Genomic DNA, 16657 nt, shown 5'->3' with positions numbered 1-16657 from the left:
TGGGCGATACTGGGATCGAACCAGTGACCTCTCCGGTGTGAACGGACGCTCGGCGAGCTCTTGACCTGCCACTTCGCGGTTGACCTGCATGACTGCGATCGCCGTTCAGGCAGTTCACGCCCGTTTAGCGCCGTTCTGTGCCGTTGGGATCGGGGCGCTGCTCCCAATTTGCTCCCCCCGATACACCGACGTTCGGCTCGATGGCGCCCGGGGCGGGTACACCCACCGGCGATGGAGGGGTGCGCGCCTTCTCCGCGGCAGATCCGTGCGTCAGATCTGTCCGATCGGCTTCACCTGGCCTCCTGCCTGCCGGGTTCCGCCGGCCCGCGCAGTCGGGCCAGGGCTAACGTCCCGTCAAGCCGATCGTGGTCGCGTGGCTTGGCGACAGGATGACAGGTCCAGGCCAACCCCGCACGATTGCCGCGATCTGAGCGCGAAGCGGCTGGGCGGGGTGCAGGTCGTGACCGCGCGACCAGCTCTTCAGCAGGCCACGGGTGGTGTCCAGGGCGGTCGTGACCATCGTGTGGGCGCGAGCCTTGTCGTCCCAGGTGTACCAGAGCGCCCATCCCTCTGCTCTGGCCTCGACGCCGAGACGAGAGCAGCCGGCGGCATAGCTTGCCTGCGCTGCCGGATCGTCACTCGGCGAGATCACCGCAGCGCCGCCAAGGTGCTGAAGCGGCCGGTCGTCCTCGATGCATCCGTCCCCCGCGAAATGCTCCCGCCGCAGGTGGCAAGCAAGTTGGTTCACCGCACGCTGCAAGGTCGTGGCATTGCGGGGACCGGACCCGTACGTCAGCGATCCTTCGTTCTGGGCCGCATGGACGACCTCGCGGGCAACCAGCTCGATCTGTCGCAGATAGTCCTGGTCACTCGGCTCCACTTCCAGCACCCGGCAAGTGTGACCAGCACATCGGATTCTGTCGCGCCAATTGAAGCCGCGTCGCTGACGTGCTCGCGGCCCGGCCCTCCGCGCTTCTGCAGTGCCCTTCGGCAGGAGCGAGCGCGAACTACCGGGCTGGCGGTCACAATCGGTAGCGAGCGACTCGCGGCATGTCCGGACGTTTTCCGCCCGGGGATGCGCTCGCGGGGCAGGACCCGCGTGCTTTCAGGGGAGGTCCGTGTGAGTCGGTTCCCGAACTGCCGGTACAGCCACGGAACCTGGTGGGACCCAAAGGGCTCCGGTAACACGTCTAAGTAGTGACGGCCGGATTCGACTGGGGGACGGGTGAAGCGAGACGAGGAATTTTCCACGTATGCGAGCGCGCGGTGGCCTGCTCTCGTTCGTTCCGCTGTGCTCCTGGGATGCACCGTGCAGGACGCCGAAGATCTGGCCCAGACGGTACTCATGCGCTGCTACGTGGCGTGGGCCAAGGTCACGAGGGCGGATGATCGGGACGCTTATGTGTACCGAATCCTGGTGAACGCCTATCACGACAGTCGTCGAAGAAGGTGGTGGGGGGAGAAGCCCGCCGCTGTCTTGCCCGAACAGGTCGAGGCAGATGCCACCACCAAGGTGGACGCAGCGGACGCGGTGGGTCGTGCGCTCGCGTGCCTGAGCCAAGCCAACCGTGAGGTTGTCGTCCTCCGGTACTACGCACATCTCAACGATCAGCAGATCGCCGAAGCGCTCAACATCGCCCCCGGCACCGTGAAGAGCCGGTTGTCCCGCGCCCTGACGCAATTATCCACCGACGCCAACCTTTCCGACCTACGCGGGGGGAGCCACGCATGAATGACGAGGAAACCGGCCGGATGCTCGAACGGCTCGCAGACCGTGTACCCGTCGGTCCCGCGCCTGTAGACGATCTGGTCCGCGCGGGCAAGTCCGCACAGCGCAGGAAGCGCCACATGCGCGTCTTCGGTGCTGCCGCAGCGATGACCCTGGTGCTTAGTGGGAGCGTTGTTGCCCAAGCGTTCATAGGCGAGGGCACCCCTTCTGTGAACGACTCTGCTAAAGGGCCGTTCGTGACACCTTCATCGCCAGCCCCCGAGACGGACCTGGACAACCCGACAAGTGAACTGTCCGGGCCACTGCCGGATGGTGGTCGAGCAAGCTGCGTGGAGGGCTACACGCCAGAGGCCATTGCCAATCGCGCGTTCGCGTTCGATGGTGTCGTGGTCGACATCGGCCCCGCTCACTCCAACCGTTCCGGCAAGGGCTACCTGGACCTGGTGGGAGTCACATTCGCGGTTCGCGAGTGGTTCTCCGGCGGTACGGGACCAAACATCACGGTAGACATGGGTTCGCCCACGGCCGGGACGCAAGACGTCACTGCAGAGGTCTTCCATTCGTATGCAATTGGATCGCGGTTGCTTGTCAGTGGTGAGCCTCGTTGGGGAGGATCCCCTCTCGATGCCCCCATCGCCTGGGGTTGCGGCTTCACCCGCTACTACGACCAACAAACGGCTGGGTCCTGGCGGCGGGCCGCTACGACGGAGAAGTCCTCGGAACCTACGTCCAGGCCGACTCGTAGCAACGCGTTGTCGCGTTGAAGGCCACTCCCGGCAACAGCGTCTATGGCTCGCGAGGGAGACGCCGAGCGTAAGGATCTCACTCCGCCGCCCGGTGCCGGCATGGTCGATCACCGGCATGACGAGGATGCGCGTTTACCGGATCTCGGCAGATCCGGACGTTTGAGTCAGCCAGACACAAGATCGTGGCCTGTGTTCGGCTATGACACCTGACCGGTGCTTGCTGAGGGTCGGGCAGCAGCGCGGACGCTGTGTCGGACGTCGAGGGCGAGGACGCCCAGTAATTCTGACAGCCCATCGGGTTCTCGGGAACGCCTGCCTCGACCTCGACAGGCAATCCGCCTCCTCCTCCGCCAGGAAGGCCCAACGTGGGCCAGGACCAACTCGAGCGCCGGAGGACGCCGGAACCTGTTGCGGTTCGACATCCCCCAGGCTCCTTCGCCGAGAGCAGAACGCTCCCCTTCCAGCGACACCGCAGCGCACAATCATCCTCGGCCAGTCCCCCGGTCAGGCTCAGAGTTCGCCGTCGGGAGGCAATCATGGCCTGGGTGGAAGATCGCGGAGGCTGCTACCGGGTCCGATATCGCCGTTCCGGTCACATCGTCACCGACAGCACTCATGCCGATCGAGACGACGCGTCTGCGCAGGCGACGCTTTTGAACAACGCCACCCGCGCCGCCCGGCAGCGGTACATGCCGCTGCCGGCACCCCTACTTAGCGGATGGGCCGAGGTGTGGTTGTCCTCGCATCTGGCCGCCGACTCGACGATGGCCCGGTACCGCAGCATGCTGCGTAGCCACATCCTGCCCGTTTTCGGCGAGCACAGGGTCGATGCCATCAGCAGGCAGGACGTCAAAGCCTTCGCCCGTGAGTTGTCCGCCCGCCTGTCCGACACCACCGTGCGCCACATCGTCACCCTGCTCGGCCAGCTGCTGCGCGAGGCCATCGACGAGCACCTCATGTTCTTCGACCCGACCGCCCGGCTCCGCCTGCGCACCCGCCCACGGGAGCCGCGGCTCTTCGCCACCGCTGGCCAAGTCCAGCAGATCGTGGCCCGCATGCCTGACACCGTCACCCGCACGCTCGTGACCACCGCCGCCTACACCGGCATGCGCATCAGCGAACTGCTTGCCCTCACCCGGGCTAACGTCCACCTCCCCAAGGCCACGTTGCACGTGTCGGCGACGGTCGGGGCGCTGCATGAGGTTGCCGGCCATCGCACGCTGGGAGCGCCGAAGACGCCGGCCGCGGTCCGTGACGTCGCGCTGCCATCGTTCCTGGTCGACGGCCTTGAGCGACTTCTGCGTACTCACCCGTACGACACCGTCTTCTGCGCGCCCACCGGCCGATGGCTCTGGCGCACCGATTTCAACAACCGCCACTGGCGCCCAGCCTGCGACGGCCACCCCGAAAGGAACTGGCAGCCCATCGTGGCCGGTATGCACTTCCACGACCTACGCCACACCCACCGCACCTGGCTCGACGAGGACAACATCGCTGAAGCAGCCAAAGCCAACCGGCTCGGCCACGCCATCCCCGGCATCCGCGGCGTCTACGCCCACACCACACCAACCATGACCGCCCGACTGGTCGCACATCTGCACACCCGATGGCTCGACCACGGCGGCCACTGGTGACCTCTCCAGGCGCCAAAACGGCGGTCGGTCAACCGGTCCGGCGCCGCGCCGGCCCCACCGGAAGGAGACCGAGGCCTGTCAGCGCAGGTCGCAGGGCCTGCGAACAGACAAAACTCTGCCCGCGATCCACTCAGATGACCTGCCCGAAACCCCCGACGTAACGACGTACGCGCCCCACGATCCTTACCGTGGGAGCAGAAAAGCTCCCAAATATCGGGAGCCTTCTACGGCCTGGTCGGCGAACAGTCGCCTGACCTGCGGAAACATGTGGGCGATACTGGGATCGAACCAGTGACCTCTCCGGTGTGAACGGAGCGCTCTCCCGCTGAGCTAATCGCCCTCAACGGAGTCAGACTGTACCGGACCTCCGCCCCGCGGCGCGAACTGGGGTCCCGGCGCGTCAGCCTCCGGTGACGAACTTGCCGATCACCGCGGCCAGGTCGACCCCGGTGGAGAGCCGGACCGACAGCCAGACCACCGCGGAGATGAACGCGAAGCCGACCAGGCCGATCAGCGCGCGCATCGGCAGCGACTGCCGCAGCACCCAGTGGGTCCAGCTCTGGACGTGCTTCTTGGTGAAGTGCAGCAGCCGCCGGGCCCAGTGGAACTCGACCGCCCAGATGGCCAGGCCGAGAATCACGATCGCCCAGCCGGGGCCGGGGAACGGGATCAGCACGATGCCCACCGCCACCACGACGGCGCCCAGCGCGCCGACGCCGATCTTGAGCGCGAGCCGGCCGGACGGGTTGGCGCGGATGCGGTCCAGCACCCCCCGACGTGAGTGTTCCTCGGCCAGGGGCTCGGATTGGGACATCTGGTTCACTTTCGCGGCAAAGATCGCGGGCTCCCGGTCATTTCATCCCCCAGTGTTCCCCGCCCCCGTCACTACCCGGGAGGAATGGACGTTACCGGAGTGAGTCAACTGCTGGACCACCCGTCGCCGGGCGGTACCGAGTACATGGGCAGAACAGGACAAGATACCGTTTAACGCCTCGTTCGGAGTGCTTATCGGAACCGTCTTCCCACTACTGGGTGAGATCAGCGTATGGCGGAGCGTAATGACAGGGATCACCTGAGTATGGGAAACGCGGGGTTCACCAGCCTCGCAGCGGTGCCGGGGGGAGTTCGTCCATGAGTACCATTCGTCCAACGACCGTCGAGGTCGAAACCTCGCTGCGGCTCGTAGCGCCAGATGCCACGGCTCTGCCCGTGCGCGCCAGTCTGCGGTACGACCCAGCCGACCCGTACGCGGTGCACGTGTTGTTCCACGCGGAATCAGCCGGTGGGGAAGCCGTTAGCTGGTCCTTCGCGCGGGAACTGCTCGTCACCGGGCTCGATGAGCCGGCGGGAATCGGGGACGTCCGGGTGTGGCCGTGGGCCACACCGCGGGGCGACTTCGTGGCCCTCGCGCTGTCGTCGCCAGACGGCAACGCACTGTTCGAAGTACCGCGCAGTGTCCTGGTCCGGTTCCTGCGGCGCACCTACGTGGTGGTGCCGCGCGGCCGGGAGTCCGAGCATCTGGACGTGGATGCTGCGGTCAACCGGCTGCTGGCCGGTCGATAGCGACAGGAAATACCGGGGCGACCCGCGCGGACACTGCCGGTCCGCGCGGGTCGCCTTTTCCCTGCCCCGAGGAAACGGACAGACGATCACTTAAAGCCGAATCTCGGGCGTAAAGCGAATGGCGCCGACCGACACCTTTATGTCTGATTTGACCCATGTTTTCGCAGTCGTCACGGCGATATCGACCGGCGCCGCGTCCCTCGCGTGCATCGCTGGTCACGGCCCGCTACGGTCGGCTCGATGGTCACCTCCGCCGCGCGCCTAAGCCGCTCCGCACCCGCCCCGAACTGGGCGGGCGTGGGCACCTGCACGCTGCCCGAGACCGACCTGGCGACGCCGCAGCCGGCGCCGCGCCGGCTGCCGTACCACCTGCTGGCGCTCACCACGGCCGGGCACGGCACCGTCGAGATCGACTTCAGCCTGCACCGGTGCCGCCCCGGCACCCTGCTGTGGATCCGGCCCGGGCAGGCGGTGCGCTTCGGTATCGAGCCGGGGCTGGACGCCACCCTGGTCTTCTGGGACCGGGAGCTGCTCTCGGCCGCCGACGTCTCCGGCGTACCGGTCGACGACCTGCCCGGGCCGCACCGCTGGCAGCTGGCCGGCGAGGACGAGGACGCGGTGATCACCGAGGTGGCCCAGCTCGGGGTCGACTGCTCCCGGCACACCTCGGGCGCGGTGGCCGCCGCGCTGCTGCGCCACCAGCTCGCCGTCCTGCTGCTGCGGATCGCCCTGCTCGGCGCCGGCGGCGACCGGCGCACCGCCACTACCAGCGCCGAGAGCCGCACCTTCGCCCGGTTCCGCCGCGACCTGGAGGCCGGCCACCCGCACAGCCGGCGGGTCGAGGACTACGCCGCCCGGCTCGGCTGCTCGGTGCGCACCCTGACCCGGGCCTGCCTCGCGGTCACCGGCCGCACCGCCAAACAGGTCGTGGACGACCGGGTGGCCCTGGAGGCGCGCCGGCTGCTGGCCTGCACCAACCTGTCAGTGGCGGAGATCGGCCGCCGGCTCGGCTTCGGCGAGCCGACGAACTTCGGGCGCTTCTTCCACCGCGAGGCCGGGATGAGCCCGGGCGCGTTCCGGGCCGGCACGGCAACCGCGATGCCCGCCCAGGTCGCCGACGACGTGGCCGACATCGGCGCCCGGGTGCCGGTTCAGCGACTGGCCGCTGACTGATTGTGATGCCCGAATACCCATAATTCCCGGGGTGCGCGAGGGTCTCGGGCGCGGACGCGGCATGATGGAGGAGTGCAGATCTCCGCGCGCGGCGACTACGCGGTACGGGCGGCGCTGAGCTTGGCCAACGCCTACCCGGCCCTGATGTCCGCCCAGGCCATTGCCCAGGACCAGAACATGCCTCGGAAGTTCCTCGAGGCCGTGCTGGCCGACCTGCGCCGCGCCGGGGTGGTCCGAGCCCAACGCGGTGCCGAAGGCGGCTACACGCTGTCACAGAGTCCCCGGGACGTGACGATCGGCCAGGTCCTGCGGGCCGTCGACGGTCCGCTGGCCGGGGTCCGCGGCCTGCGCCCGGAGGAGACCCAGTATTCCGGCGCGGCGGAGAACCTGCCCAATCTCTGGGTCGCCGTGCGCTCGGCGGTGCGCGAGGTGGTCGACGAGGTCAGCCTGGCCGAGCTGATCAGCGGCCGCATGCCGGCCCACGTCCGCAAGCTCACCACCCGGCCGGACGCCTGGCAGCCGCGGTAGAAGTTTGCGGAAATCCACCATCGGGAATCTTGCGGCCACCTGGCTCCGCAATGGAAGGACTCCCCCGATGGGCATTCAGTACCGCAGTCGCAAGAAGTTCGGACCGCTGATCCTGAACTTCACGCAGCGCGGATTCTCGTCCTGGTCCATCAAGATCGGGCGCTGGTCCTGGAACTCCAAGGCCAAGGCCCACCGCGTGGACCTGCCCGGCCCGCTGTCGTGGAAGCAGGACAAGTCCTGACTCAGGCCGCGGCGATCACCACGTCGCCGCCGAGCCGCCCGTGCTCCGGCCGCCGGGTCACCGATCCGGCGGTCAGCAGGGCCTGCAACACCCGGGTCGCGTCGGCGGCCCGGTAGACCGTCTCGGTCAGCGCGAAGGTCCGCAGCTCGGTCACCGTCGCCTCGCCCACCTCGGCGAGGTGCGCCAGCAGTTCCCGGCGCAACGGTCCGGGGTGCGGGCTCAGCGAGATGTCGATGAGGTGCCGCTCCGGGTCGCCCGGATCGCGATAACGCACCCCCGCGTACTCGTCGACCGCCCACAGCGCGTCCTTGAAGCCCTCCAGGTTCCGGCCCGACTGCGTGGCGAAGAGCAGCACCTCCCCCGGCTCCTCGCCGACGGCCAGCTCCACCGCGGCGACCAGCGGAAAGCCGGCCACCCGGAGCTCGGCGCGATAGTCGTCGGCCGCGAAGCCCACGGCCGGGACCACGATCACCGCCTCCGCGGGCTTGCCCGCGGTCAGCGCCGCGACGGTCTCGGGCCGCGGCGCGACGCCGGCAGCGGTCGCGTCCAGAAAAGCCAGCAGCGGTACGCGCCCCGCCCCGACCGCCTTGAGCGCCACCGCGACCCGCGCGTCGGTGCCCCCCGGTACGGCGTGGACGGTCAGCCCCGCCCCGGCGCCGGCCTCCCGCTGCACGTCGTCCAGCCGGGCCGCCACCGCGGCGACGTCCTCGCCCAGCGCGACCATGGTCAACTCCCGCCCCCGGACCAGGTCGGACTGCTCGACGAACACCCGCAGCGCGGCCTGCGCGAGCTCGGGCCCGGCATCGGCGTAGCCGTGCACATAGGTGGCGCGGCGGGCCCGGTGCAGCGCGGCGGGCGCCCACGCCTCCAGGTGGCGGACGAGGATCTCGCGCTTGACGTCGGCGACGCTGTCGGCGGTCATACCCTCGAGTTATACGGCGTCCCGGCCGCGCCGCGGGGAGCGGGTCACCGCAAGCCGGGTCTTGTACCGAGGGTGTCCGAGCAGACACTATGAGGCACGTGGCCCCTCCGCTCGCCGAACTCACCGCCCACGCCCAGACGCTCACCTCCGCGGGCGACCTCGCCGGGGCCCGGGACGTGCTCGCCGACGCGCTGGACCCGGCCGACGCCGATCCGCAGCGCGCCTCGGCCGACCTCGCCCTGGCCGCGGCGCTGCAGGCCCGCATCCTGATCGCGCTCGGCGACCCGCACGGCGCCCGCACCTGGGCCGGCTTCGCCCACGCCGCGGAGGAACGCCTGCACGGCCCGCACGACGAGCGCACCATCGCGGCGGCCGCGACCCACGCCGCCGTGCTGCAGCGGGTCGGCAACCACGGCCGGGCGGCCCAGCTCTACCACGACCTGGTCGGCGAGCTGGCCGCTCAGGACGGTCCGCTGTCCGCGCGGGTGCTGGCCGCCGAGGCCGACCTGGCCACGGCCGAGCACGCAGCCGGGCAGTGCACGGCCGCCCGGAACCGGCTGGCCGACGCCTGGACGCGACACCGGCACGCGCACGGTGAGGACTCTCCGGCGGGCATCAAGATGCTGGCCCGGCTGGCCGCGATGGAACGCGAGTGCGGCCACACCGGCGACGCGCTGCGCCACTTCCGCCAGGTCCAGGAGCTGTGCGCCCGCCACCTGCCGCCCGACCACCCCCTGGGCCGGCAGGTCGCCCGGCTGGCCGGGGCGGAGGCGTCGGGCCGGCACGTGTGCGGGCGGGTGCAGCGCTCGACGGGCCCCGCCCCGGACACCCCGGCAGCGGACACCCCGGCAGCGGACGTCCCGGCGGGAAGCGCCCCGGCACCGAACGACCCGGCGGCAGGCGGGCCGGCGGTGGCCGCCGTCCGGGTGCCGGAAACGGCGCCCGGGGTCTATCCGGTACGGCCCGGGTCCCCGGCCCCGGACGAACCGACCGGCCGGCACGCCCGCCCCGAGCCCTTCGTTGCCCTGCCGCTGGACTCCCCCGAGCCCGCGCAGCCGCCGCCCGGGCCGGTCGACATGCCCCTCCCCCCGGCGGCCGAGGCGCCACCGGCCGCCGCGGTCGCGACGCGCGATACCCCGGCTCCCCACGCCTGGACAGCGTCCCCCTCCGGCCAGCCGGTGGACTACCACGAGAACCAGCCGCAGTCCCCCGTCGCGTACCCCGAGGCGCCGGCCGAACCGGCCCCGGGCGCCTGGTCCGGCCCGCCCCCGCCGGTGCCGGTCCAGCAGCCCTGGCCGGAGCCCGCCCCGCTCCCGGCGATGGCGGCCCCGGCCCGGCCGGCCTACCAGCCGGCCGTGGAGCCACCCCGGGAACGGGCCGGGGAGTCGCCGCCCGGACCCTGGCCCCCCGAGTCGTTCCCGCCGGTCGCGCACCCGCCGGGCACCTATCCGCCCGGCCCGCGGCTGCCGGTGGACGAGCTCGCCGCGCCCGCCGCCGACCGTCGTCTGCCCGTACCGGTGGACCAGCCGGAGCGGCACTCCACCCGGCACCCGCTCGCGCTGGCCGCCGTGCTCGTGGCCGGGATCGCCGCGGCCGCCGCGGTGGTGGTCGTGACGTGGCCGCGCGACGATCCGGCAGCGTCCCCGGCGGCCGACGCCACCGCCGCGCCCTCCGCGGCGGCCTCCGCCGCGCCGCCCGCCGCCTCCCCGTCCGCCCGGCCCACCAGCACCGCCGTCGCCCCGGCCGGCGTCACCCTGCGGGACAACCGGGACAGCGTGTTGCTGACCTGGAAGTATCCGAAGGGCTCGGAGGGCCCGGTGCTGATCTCCGGCGGTCGGGCCGGACAGGAGCAGCGGGCGTTCCAGCAGCTGCCCGCCGGCACCACCGACTACGTGGTCTACGGGCTCAACCGGCAGAACAACTACTGCTTCTCGGTGGCGGTCGTCTACACCGTCGACCGGGTCGCGGCCTCCGACGCCGTGTGCACCAAGCGGTAGCAACCCATTCGCAACCCGGTGATACCTCAGCAATCACCGCGCGCGCCCGATCGCAACGGTTGCCGAGGACCCACCGGGGCCCCACCGGGAAAACGGGAGCGCGAGTGACGACGGAGGCGGCAGAGACGGCCGGCGCCGTGGTCGTCGACGAGCGGACGGCGCTCGAGGCGGCCCTGGTGGAGCTCGACAGTCGCCCACAGACCCAGTTCCGGTTCGTGGCGACGCGCGCGGCGACGATCGAGGAGCGCGCCGAGCGGCTGGGCGCGGAAGACCTCGTCATGCGGGCGCGGCTGCTGCGGGCCACCGCGCTGGTTCGCGAGGGCCGCTCCGAGCAGGGCGGCCAGCGGGTGCACCAGGTGCTGGCCTGGGCCCAGGAGCACGACCACCCGTTCCTGCTGGCCCGCGCGCACCGGATGCTGTCCATCTTCTACCGGCAGATCGGCGACCTCTCCGAGGGGCTCAGCCACGCCGTGCAGGGCTTCGCCAACCTGAGCGACGACGAGCCGCAGACCATCCGGGCCCGGCACCTGATGACGCTGGCCGTGGCGCTGGACGAGAGCGGCTCGACCGAGGAGGGCGACCGCCGCTTCCGGGAGGCGCTCACCATCGCGGCCGCCATCGGCGACCACGAGCTGGCCATGAACATCCTGAACAACATGGCCTACACGGCCTTCGAGCGCGACGACGAGGACGGCGCCCGGGAGCTGGTGCGGCACCTGCGCGTGGTCCAGGCCCGCTGCGGGCGCCCGTTCGGCTCGCTGGAGCTGGACACGATCGCCCGGATCGAGATGATGAGCGGCAACTACGCCGCCGTCGAGGAGACGCTGCACGTCATCCTCGACGACTCGGCCTCGGCCGTGCTCAACCACGAGGGCGACGCCCCGGCCGTCTGCCTGCTCACGCTCGCGGAGGCGCGCCGGCTCGATCGTCGCTACGCGGCCGCGCAGGAGGCCCTGGACGCCGCGGCGGCGCTGGCCGAGGAGCGCGGGCTGGACCGGGTACGGGCACAGGCCCGCGAGGAGCAGGCGGCCCTGTTCGCCGCCACGGGTCGCTACCAGGAGGCGTACCAGGAGCACCGGGCCTTCTACGCCGCGGCGAACGCCCTGCACTCGATGCAACGCGAGGCGCAGGCGCGGGCGCTGCAGGCCGTCTTCGAGGCGACCGAGGCGCGCCGGGCCAGCGAGCACTTCCGGGAGATGGCCCACCGCGACGCGCTGACCGGCCTGTGGAACCGGCGTTACGTCAACGAGCGCCTGCCCGCCCTGCTCAGCGAGGCGGTCGCCCAGCGCACCCCGCTGTCGCTGGCGATCCTGGACCTGGACCACTTCAAGCGGATCAACGACACGCTGTCGCACAGCACCGGCGACACCGTGCTGCAGGAGGTCTCCCGGCTGCTGACCGACGCGGTGAGCGGGCCGATGATCGCCGCGCGGATCGGCGGCGAGGAGTTCCTGCTGGTGATGCCCGGCCTGGCCGCCGAGGAGGCGGCCGAGCGCTGCGAGCGGCTGCGGCTGCGGATCCGGGCGCACACCTGGGAGCCGCTGACCGGCACGCTGCCGGTCACCACCAGCATCGGCGTGACGACCGCGGCGCAGGGCCGGGCCACCCCGTCGTCGCTGATGTCGCTGGCCGACCGCAACCTGTACGTGGCCAAGCGCGAGGGCCGCGACCGCGTGGTGGCCGACCTATAGGTCGAGCTCCACCGCGAGCGGGTAGTGGTCGGAGGCGTACTCGGCCTCGGCGCCCCGCACCACCCGGGCGCGGCTGGCCCGGGCGGCCACCGGCGGGCTGGCCAGCAGGTAGTCGAGCCGCATCCCGGCCGGCGAGAACTCGGGGCCGCCGCCGCGGGTGGTCGGCACCGTGTGGCTGTCGCCCGTGCCGGCCGCCGGCCACACGTCCACGAAACCGGCCGCGGTGAACGCCGCGATCGCGCGGGTGTCGACCGTGCCGTCCGCGGCCAGGTGCCGCCGCCGGTACGGCCCGCCGAGCGCGGCCAGCCGTGCGGTGTGGTCGGTGCCCGGGTCCAGCGAGTTGAGATCGCCGGCGAGCAGCACGGGCCCCTTGGCGGGCCGGTGGCGCGCGGCGAGGAAGCGCGCCTCCCGCAGCCGCCGGTACGGCGACAGCGCGTTGAGGTGGGTGCTGACCACGGTGAGCTGCCCGGCGGTGGTGGGCACCCGGACGGCCGCGGCGGCGTGGTGCAGCCGCCACCGCACCCCGGACCAGCCGACGATGCGCAGCGGCGGGCGCACCAGCACCGCGACGCTCTGCCCGAACACCGAGCGGGCCAGGAACGGCGTCATGCCCAGCGCCCCGGCCACCTGGGCCATCCGCCGGCCGGGGAACCCGCGTAGCTCCTGCAGCGCGAGCAGGTCCGGCTGCTCGCGGCGCAGCAGCGTGACTGCGGCGTCCAGCCGACCCCCGCTGCCCCCGGTGCGGATGTTCCAGGTCAGGAACCGGACCGTCACCGCACCGCCTCGGCCGGGCCCGCGGGTCCGGCGGCCACGGGCGCGGTCTCGCGGGGCCGCGTCGTCTCGGTCAGGTCGCGGTGGGCGTCGCTCTCGCCGAGCTCGCCGGCGTCGGCCCGGTTGCCCTCGCCCACGTCGGCGTTGGGCCGCAGCACGTACCAGAGCAGGGTCAGCCAGCAGGCGGCCAGCACGGCCGAGCCGAGGAAGTCGGTCGGGTGGTGCATGCCGCGGTACATCCGGGACAGGGCCACGCCGGCCGGCATGATCACCGCGAGGGCCACGAAGACCCACCGCCACCAGGCCCGGATCCGCGGCACGAGCAGGATCGCGATGGCGGCGTAGAGGCACATGGTCGCGGCGATGTGCCCGGACGGGAAGGACGAGGTGGGCATCTGGCCGTCGAGCTGCTCGACCGGCGGGCGGGGCCGGCCCACCGCCGCGGCGGCGGTGAGGAACAGGCTCAGCTCGCCGAACATGGCCAGCACCACGAACAGCACCGGGCGCCAGCGCCGCCACAGGGCCAGCACCAGCGGGCAGAAGATCAGCGAGACCAGCAGGATCATGTGGGTGTCGCCGGCCTTGCTCCAGCCGTAGCTGAGGTCGTCCAGCGCCGGGGTGCGGAAGGTCTGCAGCCACCGGTCGAAACCCACGTCGGCGGAGTGGATCCAGGTGCCCTCGGTGTGGTTGGTGACGGCCCAGCCCAGCACGTACAGCACGCCGAAGATGAAGACCCAGCCGACGATCAGCTCGGCCGCGCCGGCCCACGGGTGCGGCAGCAGCTTCTCCTCGTCCGGGGCCGGGGTGACGTCGCGCGCCGCCTCCGGCTCGAGGCCCTCCTCCAGCGCGGGCACGGGCTGGCCCACCTCGCGGCGCCAGACCCGGAACGCGTACGCGGTCACGCCGAGCCAGGCGGCGCCGAGCAGCCAGCCGGCCAGCACGTCGGAGAGGAAGTGCACGCCCAGCGCCATCCGGGTGACGCCGACGACCGCGACGATCGCGGCGACCAGGGCGATCACCGGCTTGCGCCAGCGCGGCGCCACGGCCGGCAGGAACACCAGCAGCAGCGCCCCGTACGCGACGAACGACCCCAGCGCGTGCCCGCTCGGGAAGCTGTTGCCCGGCGCGGCCGCCACCGGCACGTCGACCACCGGGCGCAGCCGGCCGACCAGCGTCTTGAGCGACGGGTCGAGCAGCAGCGCGCCGACGCCGGTGACGACCAGGTAGACGGCCAGGCGGGTGCGCCGGCGGATCAGCAGCAGCAGGACGGCGACGGAGATGAGCCACATCAGCACCGGCCGGCCGCCGGCGTCGGTCACCGCCTCCAGCACCTTGACGACCGGCGGGTGCGGCGCGACCAGCCCGTTCAGCCACTCGGCGACGCCCCGGTCGAGGCTCTGCAGCGGGCCCCAGCGCAGCCGGACCAGCAGCAGGAGCAGGCCGAAGCCGAGCCCGACCGCGATGACCGCCAGCAGGCCGAGGACGCTGCGCTCGGTGAAGTGCCGCAACGGCGCCCAGCCGACCCTCTTGTGGATCCTGCCTTCGTCGGTGGACATCGTCGGCTCCTGCTCGATCGGGGTTCAGCGCGGTGGTGCGCGGGACTTACCCGTTCGTCTCGGCGCTCACACCGGCGTCGCGCGGGTGGGGCAGCTCGCCGTCGGCGGTCCCGGCCTCCGCCGGCGGATCGAAGTCCTTCAGGTCCGCGCCCGGGCCCGGTTCCCAGTGATCGTGCTGGGCGGGACGGACCACCCCCACGCGCTGCGCCTCCAACTGCGCCGCGAAGGACAGCCCGAAGAACAGCGAGATGCCGGTGAGGTTGGCCCACAGCAGCAGCGCCATGATCGCGGTGAGCGGGCCGTAGGTGGCGCCGAAGCCGTCGCTGACCCGGACGTAGCCGGCCAGCAGCAGGCTGGCGGCCCACCACAGGACCGTGGACAGCGCCGCGCCGACCAGCAGCCAGCTCAGGGCGGGCTGGTTGCGCCGCGGCGAGTGCCGGAACAGCAGGCCCACCGCGAAGACGATCAGCAGCAGGCTCAGCGGCCAGCGGACCAGGTTCCACGTCGTCATCGCGCCCTCACCCCAGTCGAACTGGCGGCCCAGCGACTTGCCCGCCTTGTCCCCGGCGACCAGCAGCAGGAAGCCGAACAGGGCGGGCAGGCCGGCGATCACCGCCAGCACCACCGCGCGCAGGTACTTGGCCAGGGCCGGGCGGTCGCGCTCGACGCCGTAGATGCGGTTGGCGCCGCGCTCGATCTGCGCCATGCCGGTGGTGAGCGCGAACAAGCCGGTGATCAGGCCCAGCGCCAGGGCCAGCTCACCGGCGTCCTCGGTGCGCTCGTCGTCCTCGAGCAGCTCCGTGACCAGCGGCTCGCTGGCCCCCGGGGTCAGGGCGATGACGGTGTCGGCTACGACCTGCCCGCCCTCCTCGACCCCGAGGTCGGTGGCCAGGCCGGACAGCGCGATCAGGAACGGCACGATGGCCAGGCAGAGCTGCAGCGCCAGGGCCCGCGAGTGACTGAAGCCGTCGCCGTAGCGGAATCGGACGAACGCGTCCCGCACCAGCGGCCACCGTCCGTAGTGGCGCAGGGCCAGGAAGGCGTCGTCGGCCGACAGCTCGTCGCCGGACATCATCCTGGTCTCGGGGACCGGTTCCGTGCTGCTCATGCCTTCTTCTCGGCCGCGGCGCGCACCTCCTCCGCGGCCCGCCGCGCCGCGCTGCTGTCGTACGCCAGGTCGGGGTCGCCGGCGGGCTGCGGCACGCACAGCAGCAGCGCCTTGCGCCGGATCTGGATCTTCATGGTCTTGCCCGGGTCGATCAGGTCGCCGTCGAGCTGCCGCGGCTGCGCGCGGCTGCTGTAGATCTCCACCCGCTCGGCGGCGTAGGTCTCCATCAGCGGCACGCTCTTGCGCCGCCGCACCACGGCCCAGCCCAGCTCGGCCCAGTGCCGCAGGCTCCGCGGGCTGAGCACGGCGACGTCGAGCTTGCCGTCGTCCGGCTGGGCCTCGGTGAGCAGCCGGACACCGCCCTGCAGCCGGCCCACGTTGCCGACGATGACCGAGCGGGGGCGCCGGGGCATGGGCGCGCCGCCGTCGATGACGATGCGCACCCGCATCGGGCGGTCCCGCAGGTGCTTGGCGGCGCCGCCGACGTACGCCAGCCAGCCGATGTGCTTCTTCGCCTTCTCCGAGGTGCCCTCGAGCATCTGCGCGTCGAAGCCCATGCCGGCCATCACCGCGAAGCACTGGTCGCCGACCGCACCGACGTCGATGCGCTTGCGGCCGCCCTCGATGGCGACCTGCACGCCGGTGGCGGCGTCCGTGCCGAGGCCGAGGTTCGCGGCGAGCAGGTTGCCGGTGCCGGCGGGCAGCACTGCCAGGGCGACGTCCGTGCCGGCGAGGGCGGTCACCACGGCCATCACCGTGCCGTCGCCGCCGCAGACGAACACCAGCTCGGCGCCGTCCCGGACGGCCCGGGCGGCCTGGCCGCGGCCGGCGTCCTCCTCGGTGGTCTCCAGCCAGGTGGGCTCGGGCCAGCCGACACTCGCGACACCTTCGCCGACGATGCGGCGCAGCAGGTCGAGGTCGTCGACCTTGACGGGGTTGTAGATCACGGCGGAGCGGGGTCCAGTCACGGCGCCAGTGTGCAGGAGACACATCACAAC

General features: G+C 71.9%; 16 protein-coding genes and 1 tRNA gene. 9 read left to right on the top strand and 8 right to left on the bottom strand.

Going from position 1 to position 16657, the window contains the following annotated elements; all coding sequences use genetic code 11:
• Window positions 1-343: 343 nt before the first annotated feature.
• Window positions 344-889 (bottom strand): hypothetical protein, encoded by a 546-nt coding sequence (locus tag Ani05nite_RS07620; RefSeq protein WP_203766316.1) that lies wholly within the window; start codon window positions 887-889, stop codon window positions 344-346.
• 336 nt (window positions 890-1225) lie between these two features.
• On the opposite strand from Ani05nite_RS07620, the gene Ani05nite_RS07615 reads away from it, so the two are divergent.
• The 3 genes from Ani05nite_RS07615 (at window position 1226) to Ani05nite_RS07605 (ending at window position 4109) form a co-directional block, all read left to right on the top strand.
• Complete coding sequence (locus Ani05nite_RS07615) at window positions 1226-1732, top strand: SigE family RNA polymerase sigma factor (RefSeq protein WP_203766315.1); 507 nt, start codon at window positions 1226-1228, stop codon at window positions 1730-1732.
• A complete protein-coding gene (locus tag Ani05nite_RS07610; protein WP_203766314.1) occupies window positions 1729-2493 on the top strand; it encodes a hypothetical protein in 765 nt (254 codons plus the stop codon). The genes Ani05nite_RS07615 and Ani05nite_RS07610 overlap by 4 nt, the downstream gene beginning before the upstream one ends.
• A gap of 518 nt (window positions 2494-3011) precedes the next feature.
• A complete protein-coding gene (locus tag Ani05nite_RS07605; RefSeq protein ID WP_203766313.1) occupies window positions 3012-4109 on the top strand; it encodes a tyrosine-type recombinase/integrase in 1098 nt (365 codons plus the stop codon).
• 268 nt (window positions 4110-4377) lie between these two features.
• Here Ani05nite_RS07605 and Ani05nite_RS07600 read toward each other — a convergent pair.
• Window positions 4378-4449: transfer RNA gene (locus tag Ani05nite_RS07600), tRNA-Val, on the bottom strand.
• Between the two features lie 60 nt (window positions 4450-4509).
• Complete coding sequence (locus Ani05nite_RS07595; protein ID WP_203766312.1) at window positions 4510-4923, bottom strand: TIGR02611 family protein; 414 nt, start codon at window positions 4921-4923, stop codon at window positions 4510-4512.
• A gap of 317 nt (window positions 4924-5240) precedes the next feature.
• On the opposite strand from Ani05nite_RS07595, the gene Ani05nite_RS07590 reads away from it, so the two are divergent.
• The 4 genes from Ani05nite_RS07590 to Ani05nite_RS07575 all read left to right on the top strand — a co-directional run bounded on the left by Ani05nite_RS07590 (window position 5241) and on the right by Ani05nite_RS07575 (window position 7614).
• On the top strand, window positions 5241-5672 hold the full coding sequence (locus tag Ani05nite_RS07590; protein ID WP_020514863.1) for an SsgA family sporulation/cell division regulator: 432 nt from the start codon (window positions 5241-5243) through the stop codon (window positions 5670-5672).
• Between the two features lie 240 nt (window positions 5673-5912).
• Window positions 5913-6845 carry an AraC family transcriptional regulator gene (locus Ani05nite_RS07585; protein WP_203766311.1) on the top strand — a complete coding sequence of 311 codons (933 nt, stop codon included), beginning with the start codon at window positions 5913-5915 and terminating at the stop codon, window positions 6843-6845.
• A gap of 72 nt (window positions 6846-6917) precedes the next feature.
• Window positions 6918-7373: an RrF2 family transcriptional regulator gene (locus tag Ani05nite_RS07580; protein WP_203766310.1), complete on the top strand. Its 456-nt coding sequence runs from the start codon at window positions 6918-6920 to the stop codon at window positions 7371-7373.
• Between the two features lie 67 nt (window positions 7374-7440).
• Window positions 7441-7614, top strand: a complete 174-nt coding sequence (locus tag Ani05nite_RS07575; RefSeq protein ID WP_203766309.1) for a DUF4236 domain-containing protein — start codon at window positions 7441-7443, stop codon at window positions 7612-7614.
• Between the two features lies 1 nt (window position 7615).
• Here the strand turns inward: Ani05nite_RS07575 and Ani05nite_RS07570 are convergent, their stop codons facing one another.
• On the bottom strand, window positions 7616-8536 hold the full coding sequence (locus Ani05nite_RS07570; protein WP_203766308.1) for a hypothetical protein: 921 nt from the start codon (window positions 8534-8536) through the stop codon (window positions 7616-7618).
• 98 nt (window positions 8537-8634) lie between these two features.
• Between Ani05nite_RS07570 and Ani05nite_RS07565 the strand changes: the two genes are divergently transcribed.
• A complete protein-coding gene (locus Ani05nite_RS07565) occupies window positions 8635-10533 on the top strand; it encodes a fibronectin type III domain-containing protein (protein ID WP_203766307.1) in 1899 nt (632 codons plus the stop codon).
• A gap of 104 nt (window positions 10534-10637) precedes the next feature.
• Window positions 10638-12224: a GGDEF domain-containing protein gene (locus Ani05nite_RS07560; RefSeq protein WP_203766306.1), complete on the top strand. Its 1587-nt coding sequence runs from the start codon at window positions 10638-10640 to the stop codon at window positions 12222-12224.
• Here the strand turns inward: Ani05nite_RS07560 and Ani05nite_RS07555 are convergent.
• Genes Ani05nite_RS07555 through Ani05nite_RS07540 form a run of 4 tightly spaced genes read right to left on the bottom strand, consistent with a single transcriptional unit; the run spans window position 12219 to window position 16651 of the window.
• Entirely contained in the window at window positions 12219-12998 is a 780-nt protein-coding gene (locus tag Ani05nite_RS07555; RefSeq protein ID WP_203766305.1) for an endonuclease/exonuclease/phosphatase family protein, read from the bottom strand. The genes Ani05nite_RS07560 and Ani05nite_RS07555 overlap by 6 nt on opposite strands.
• A complete protein-coding gene (locus tag Ani05nite_RS07550) occupies window positions 12995-14551 on the bottom strand; it encodes a phosphatase PAP2 family protein (RefSeq protein WP_203766304.1) in 1557 nt (518 codons plus the stop codon). The genes Ani05nite_RS07555 and Ani05nite_RS07550 overlap by 4 nt, the downstream gene beginning before the upstream one ends.
• Before the next feature lie 46 nt (window positions 14552-14597).
• Entirely contained in the window at window positions 14598-15659 is a 1062-nt protein-coding gene (locus Ani05nite_RS07545) for a YihY/virulence factor BrkB family protein (protein WP_203766303.1), read from the bottom strand.
• Window positions 15656-16651: a diacylglycerol/lipid kinase family protein gene (locus Ani05nite_RS07540; protein WP_203766302.1), complete on the bottom strand. Its 996-nt coding sequence runs from the start codon at window positions 16649-16651 to the stop codon at window positions 15656-15658. Before Ani05nite_RS07540 ends, Ani05nite_RS07545 begins: the two co-directional genes overlap by 4 nt.
• Window positions 16652-16657 lie beyond the last annotated feature (6 nt).

It is taken from the genome of Actinoplanes nipponensis (genome assembly GCF_016862275.1).
GTDB lineage: Bacteria > Actinomycetota > Actinomycetes > Mycobacteriales > Micromonosporaceae > Actinoplanes > Actinoplanes nipponensis.
Note: the sequence above shows the minus strand (reverse complement) of the source record. Positions and strands in the feature narration are given on the sequence as shown.

Excerpts from the sequence above, each read along its gene's own strand:
- Ani05nite_RS07575 (WP_203766309.1), top strand. The coding sequence starts at position 7,441 with ATGGGCATTCAGTACCGCAGTCGCAAGAAGTTCGGACCGCTGATCCTG.
- Ani05nite_RS07610 (WP_203766314.1), top strand. The coding sequence starts at position 1,729 with ATGAATGACGAGGAAACCGGCCGGATGCTCGAACGGCTCGCAGACCGT.
- Ani05nite_RS07545 (WP_203766303.1), bottom strand. The coding sequence starts at position 15,659 with ATGAGCAGCACGGAACCGGTCCCCGAGACCAGGATGATGTCCGGCGAC.
- Ani05nite_RS07605 (WP_203766313.1), top strand. The coding sequence starts at position 3,012 with ATGGCCTGGGTGGAAGATCGCGGAGGCTGCTACCGGGTCCGATATCGC.
- Ani05nite_RS07550 (WP_203766304.1), bottom strand. The coding sequence starts at position 14,551 with ATGTCCACCGACGAAGGCAGGATCCACAAGAGGGTCGGCTGGGCGCCG.
- Ani05nite_RS07595 (WP_203766312.1), bottom strand. The coding sequence starts at position 4,923 with ATGTCCCAATCCGAGCCCCTGGCCGAGGAACACTCACGTCGGGGGGTG.
- Ani05nite_RS07570 (WP_203766308.1), bottom strand. The coding sequence starts at position 8,536 with ATGACCGCCGACAGCGTCGCCGACGTCAAGCGCGAGATCCTCGTCCGC.
- Ani05nite_RS07590 (WP_020514863.1), top strand. The coding sequence starts at position 5,241 with ATGAGTACCATTCGTCCAACGACCGTCGAGGTCGAAACCTCGCTGCGG.
- Ani05nite_RS07540 (WP_203766302.1), bottom strand. The coding sequence starts at position 16,651 with ATGTGTCTCCTGCACACTGGCGCCGTGACTGGACCCCGCTCCGCCGTG.
- Ani05nite_RS07585 (WP_203766311.1), top strand. The coding sequence starts at position 5,913 with ATGGTCACCTCCGCCGCGCGCCTAAGCCGCTCCGCACCCGCCCCGAAC.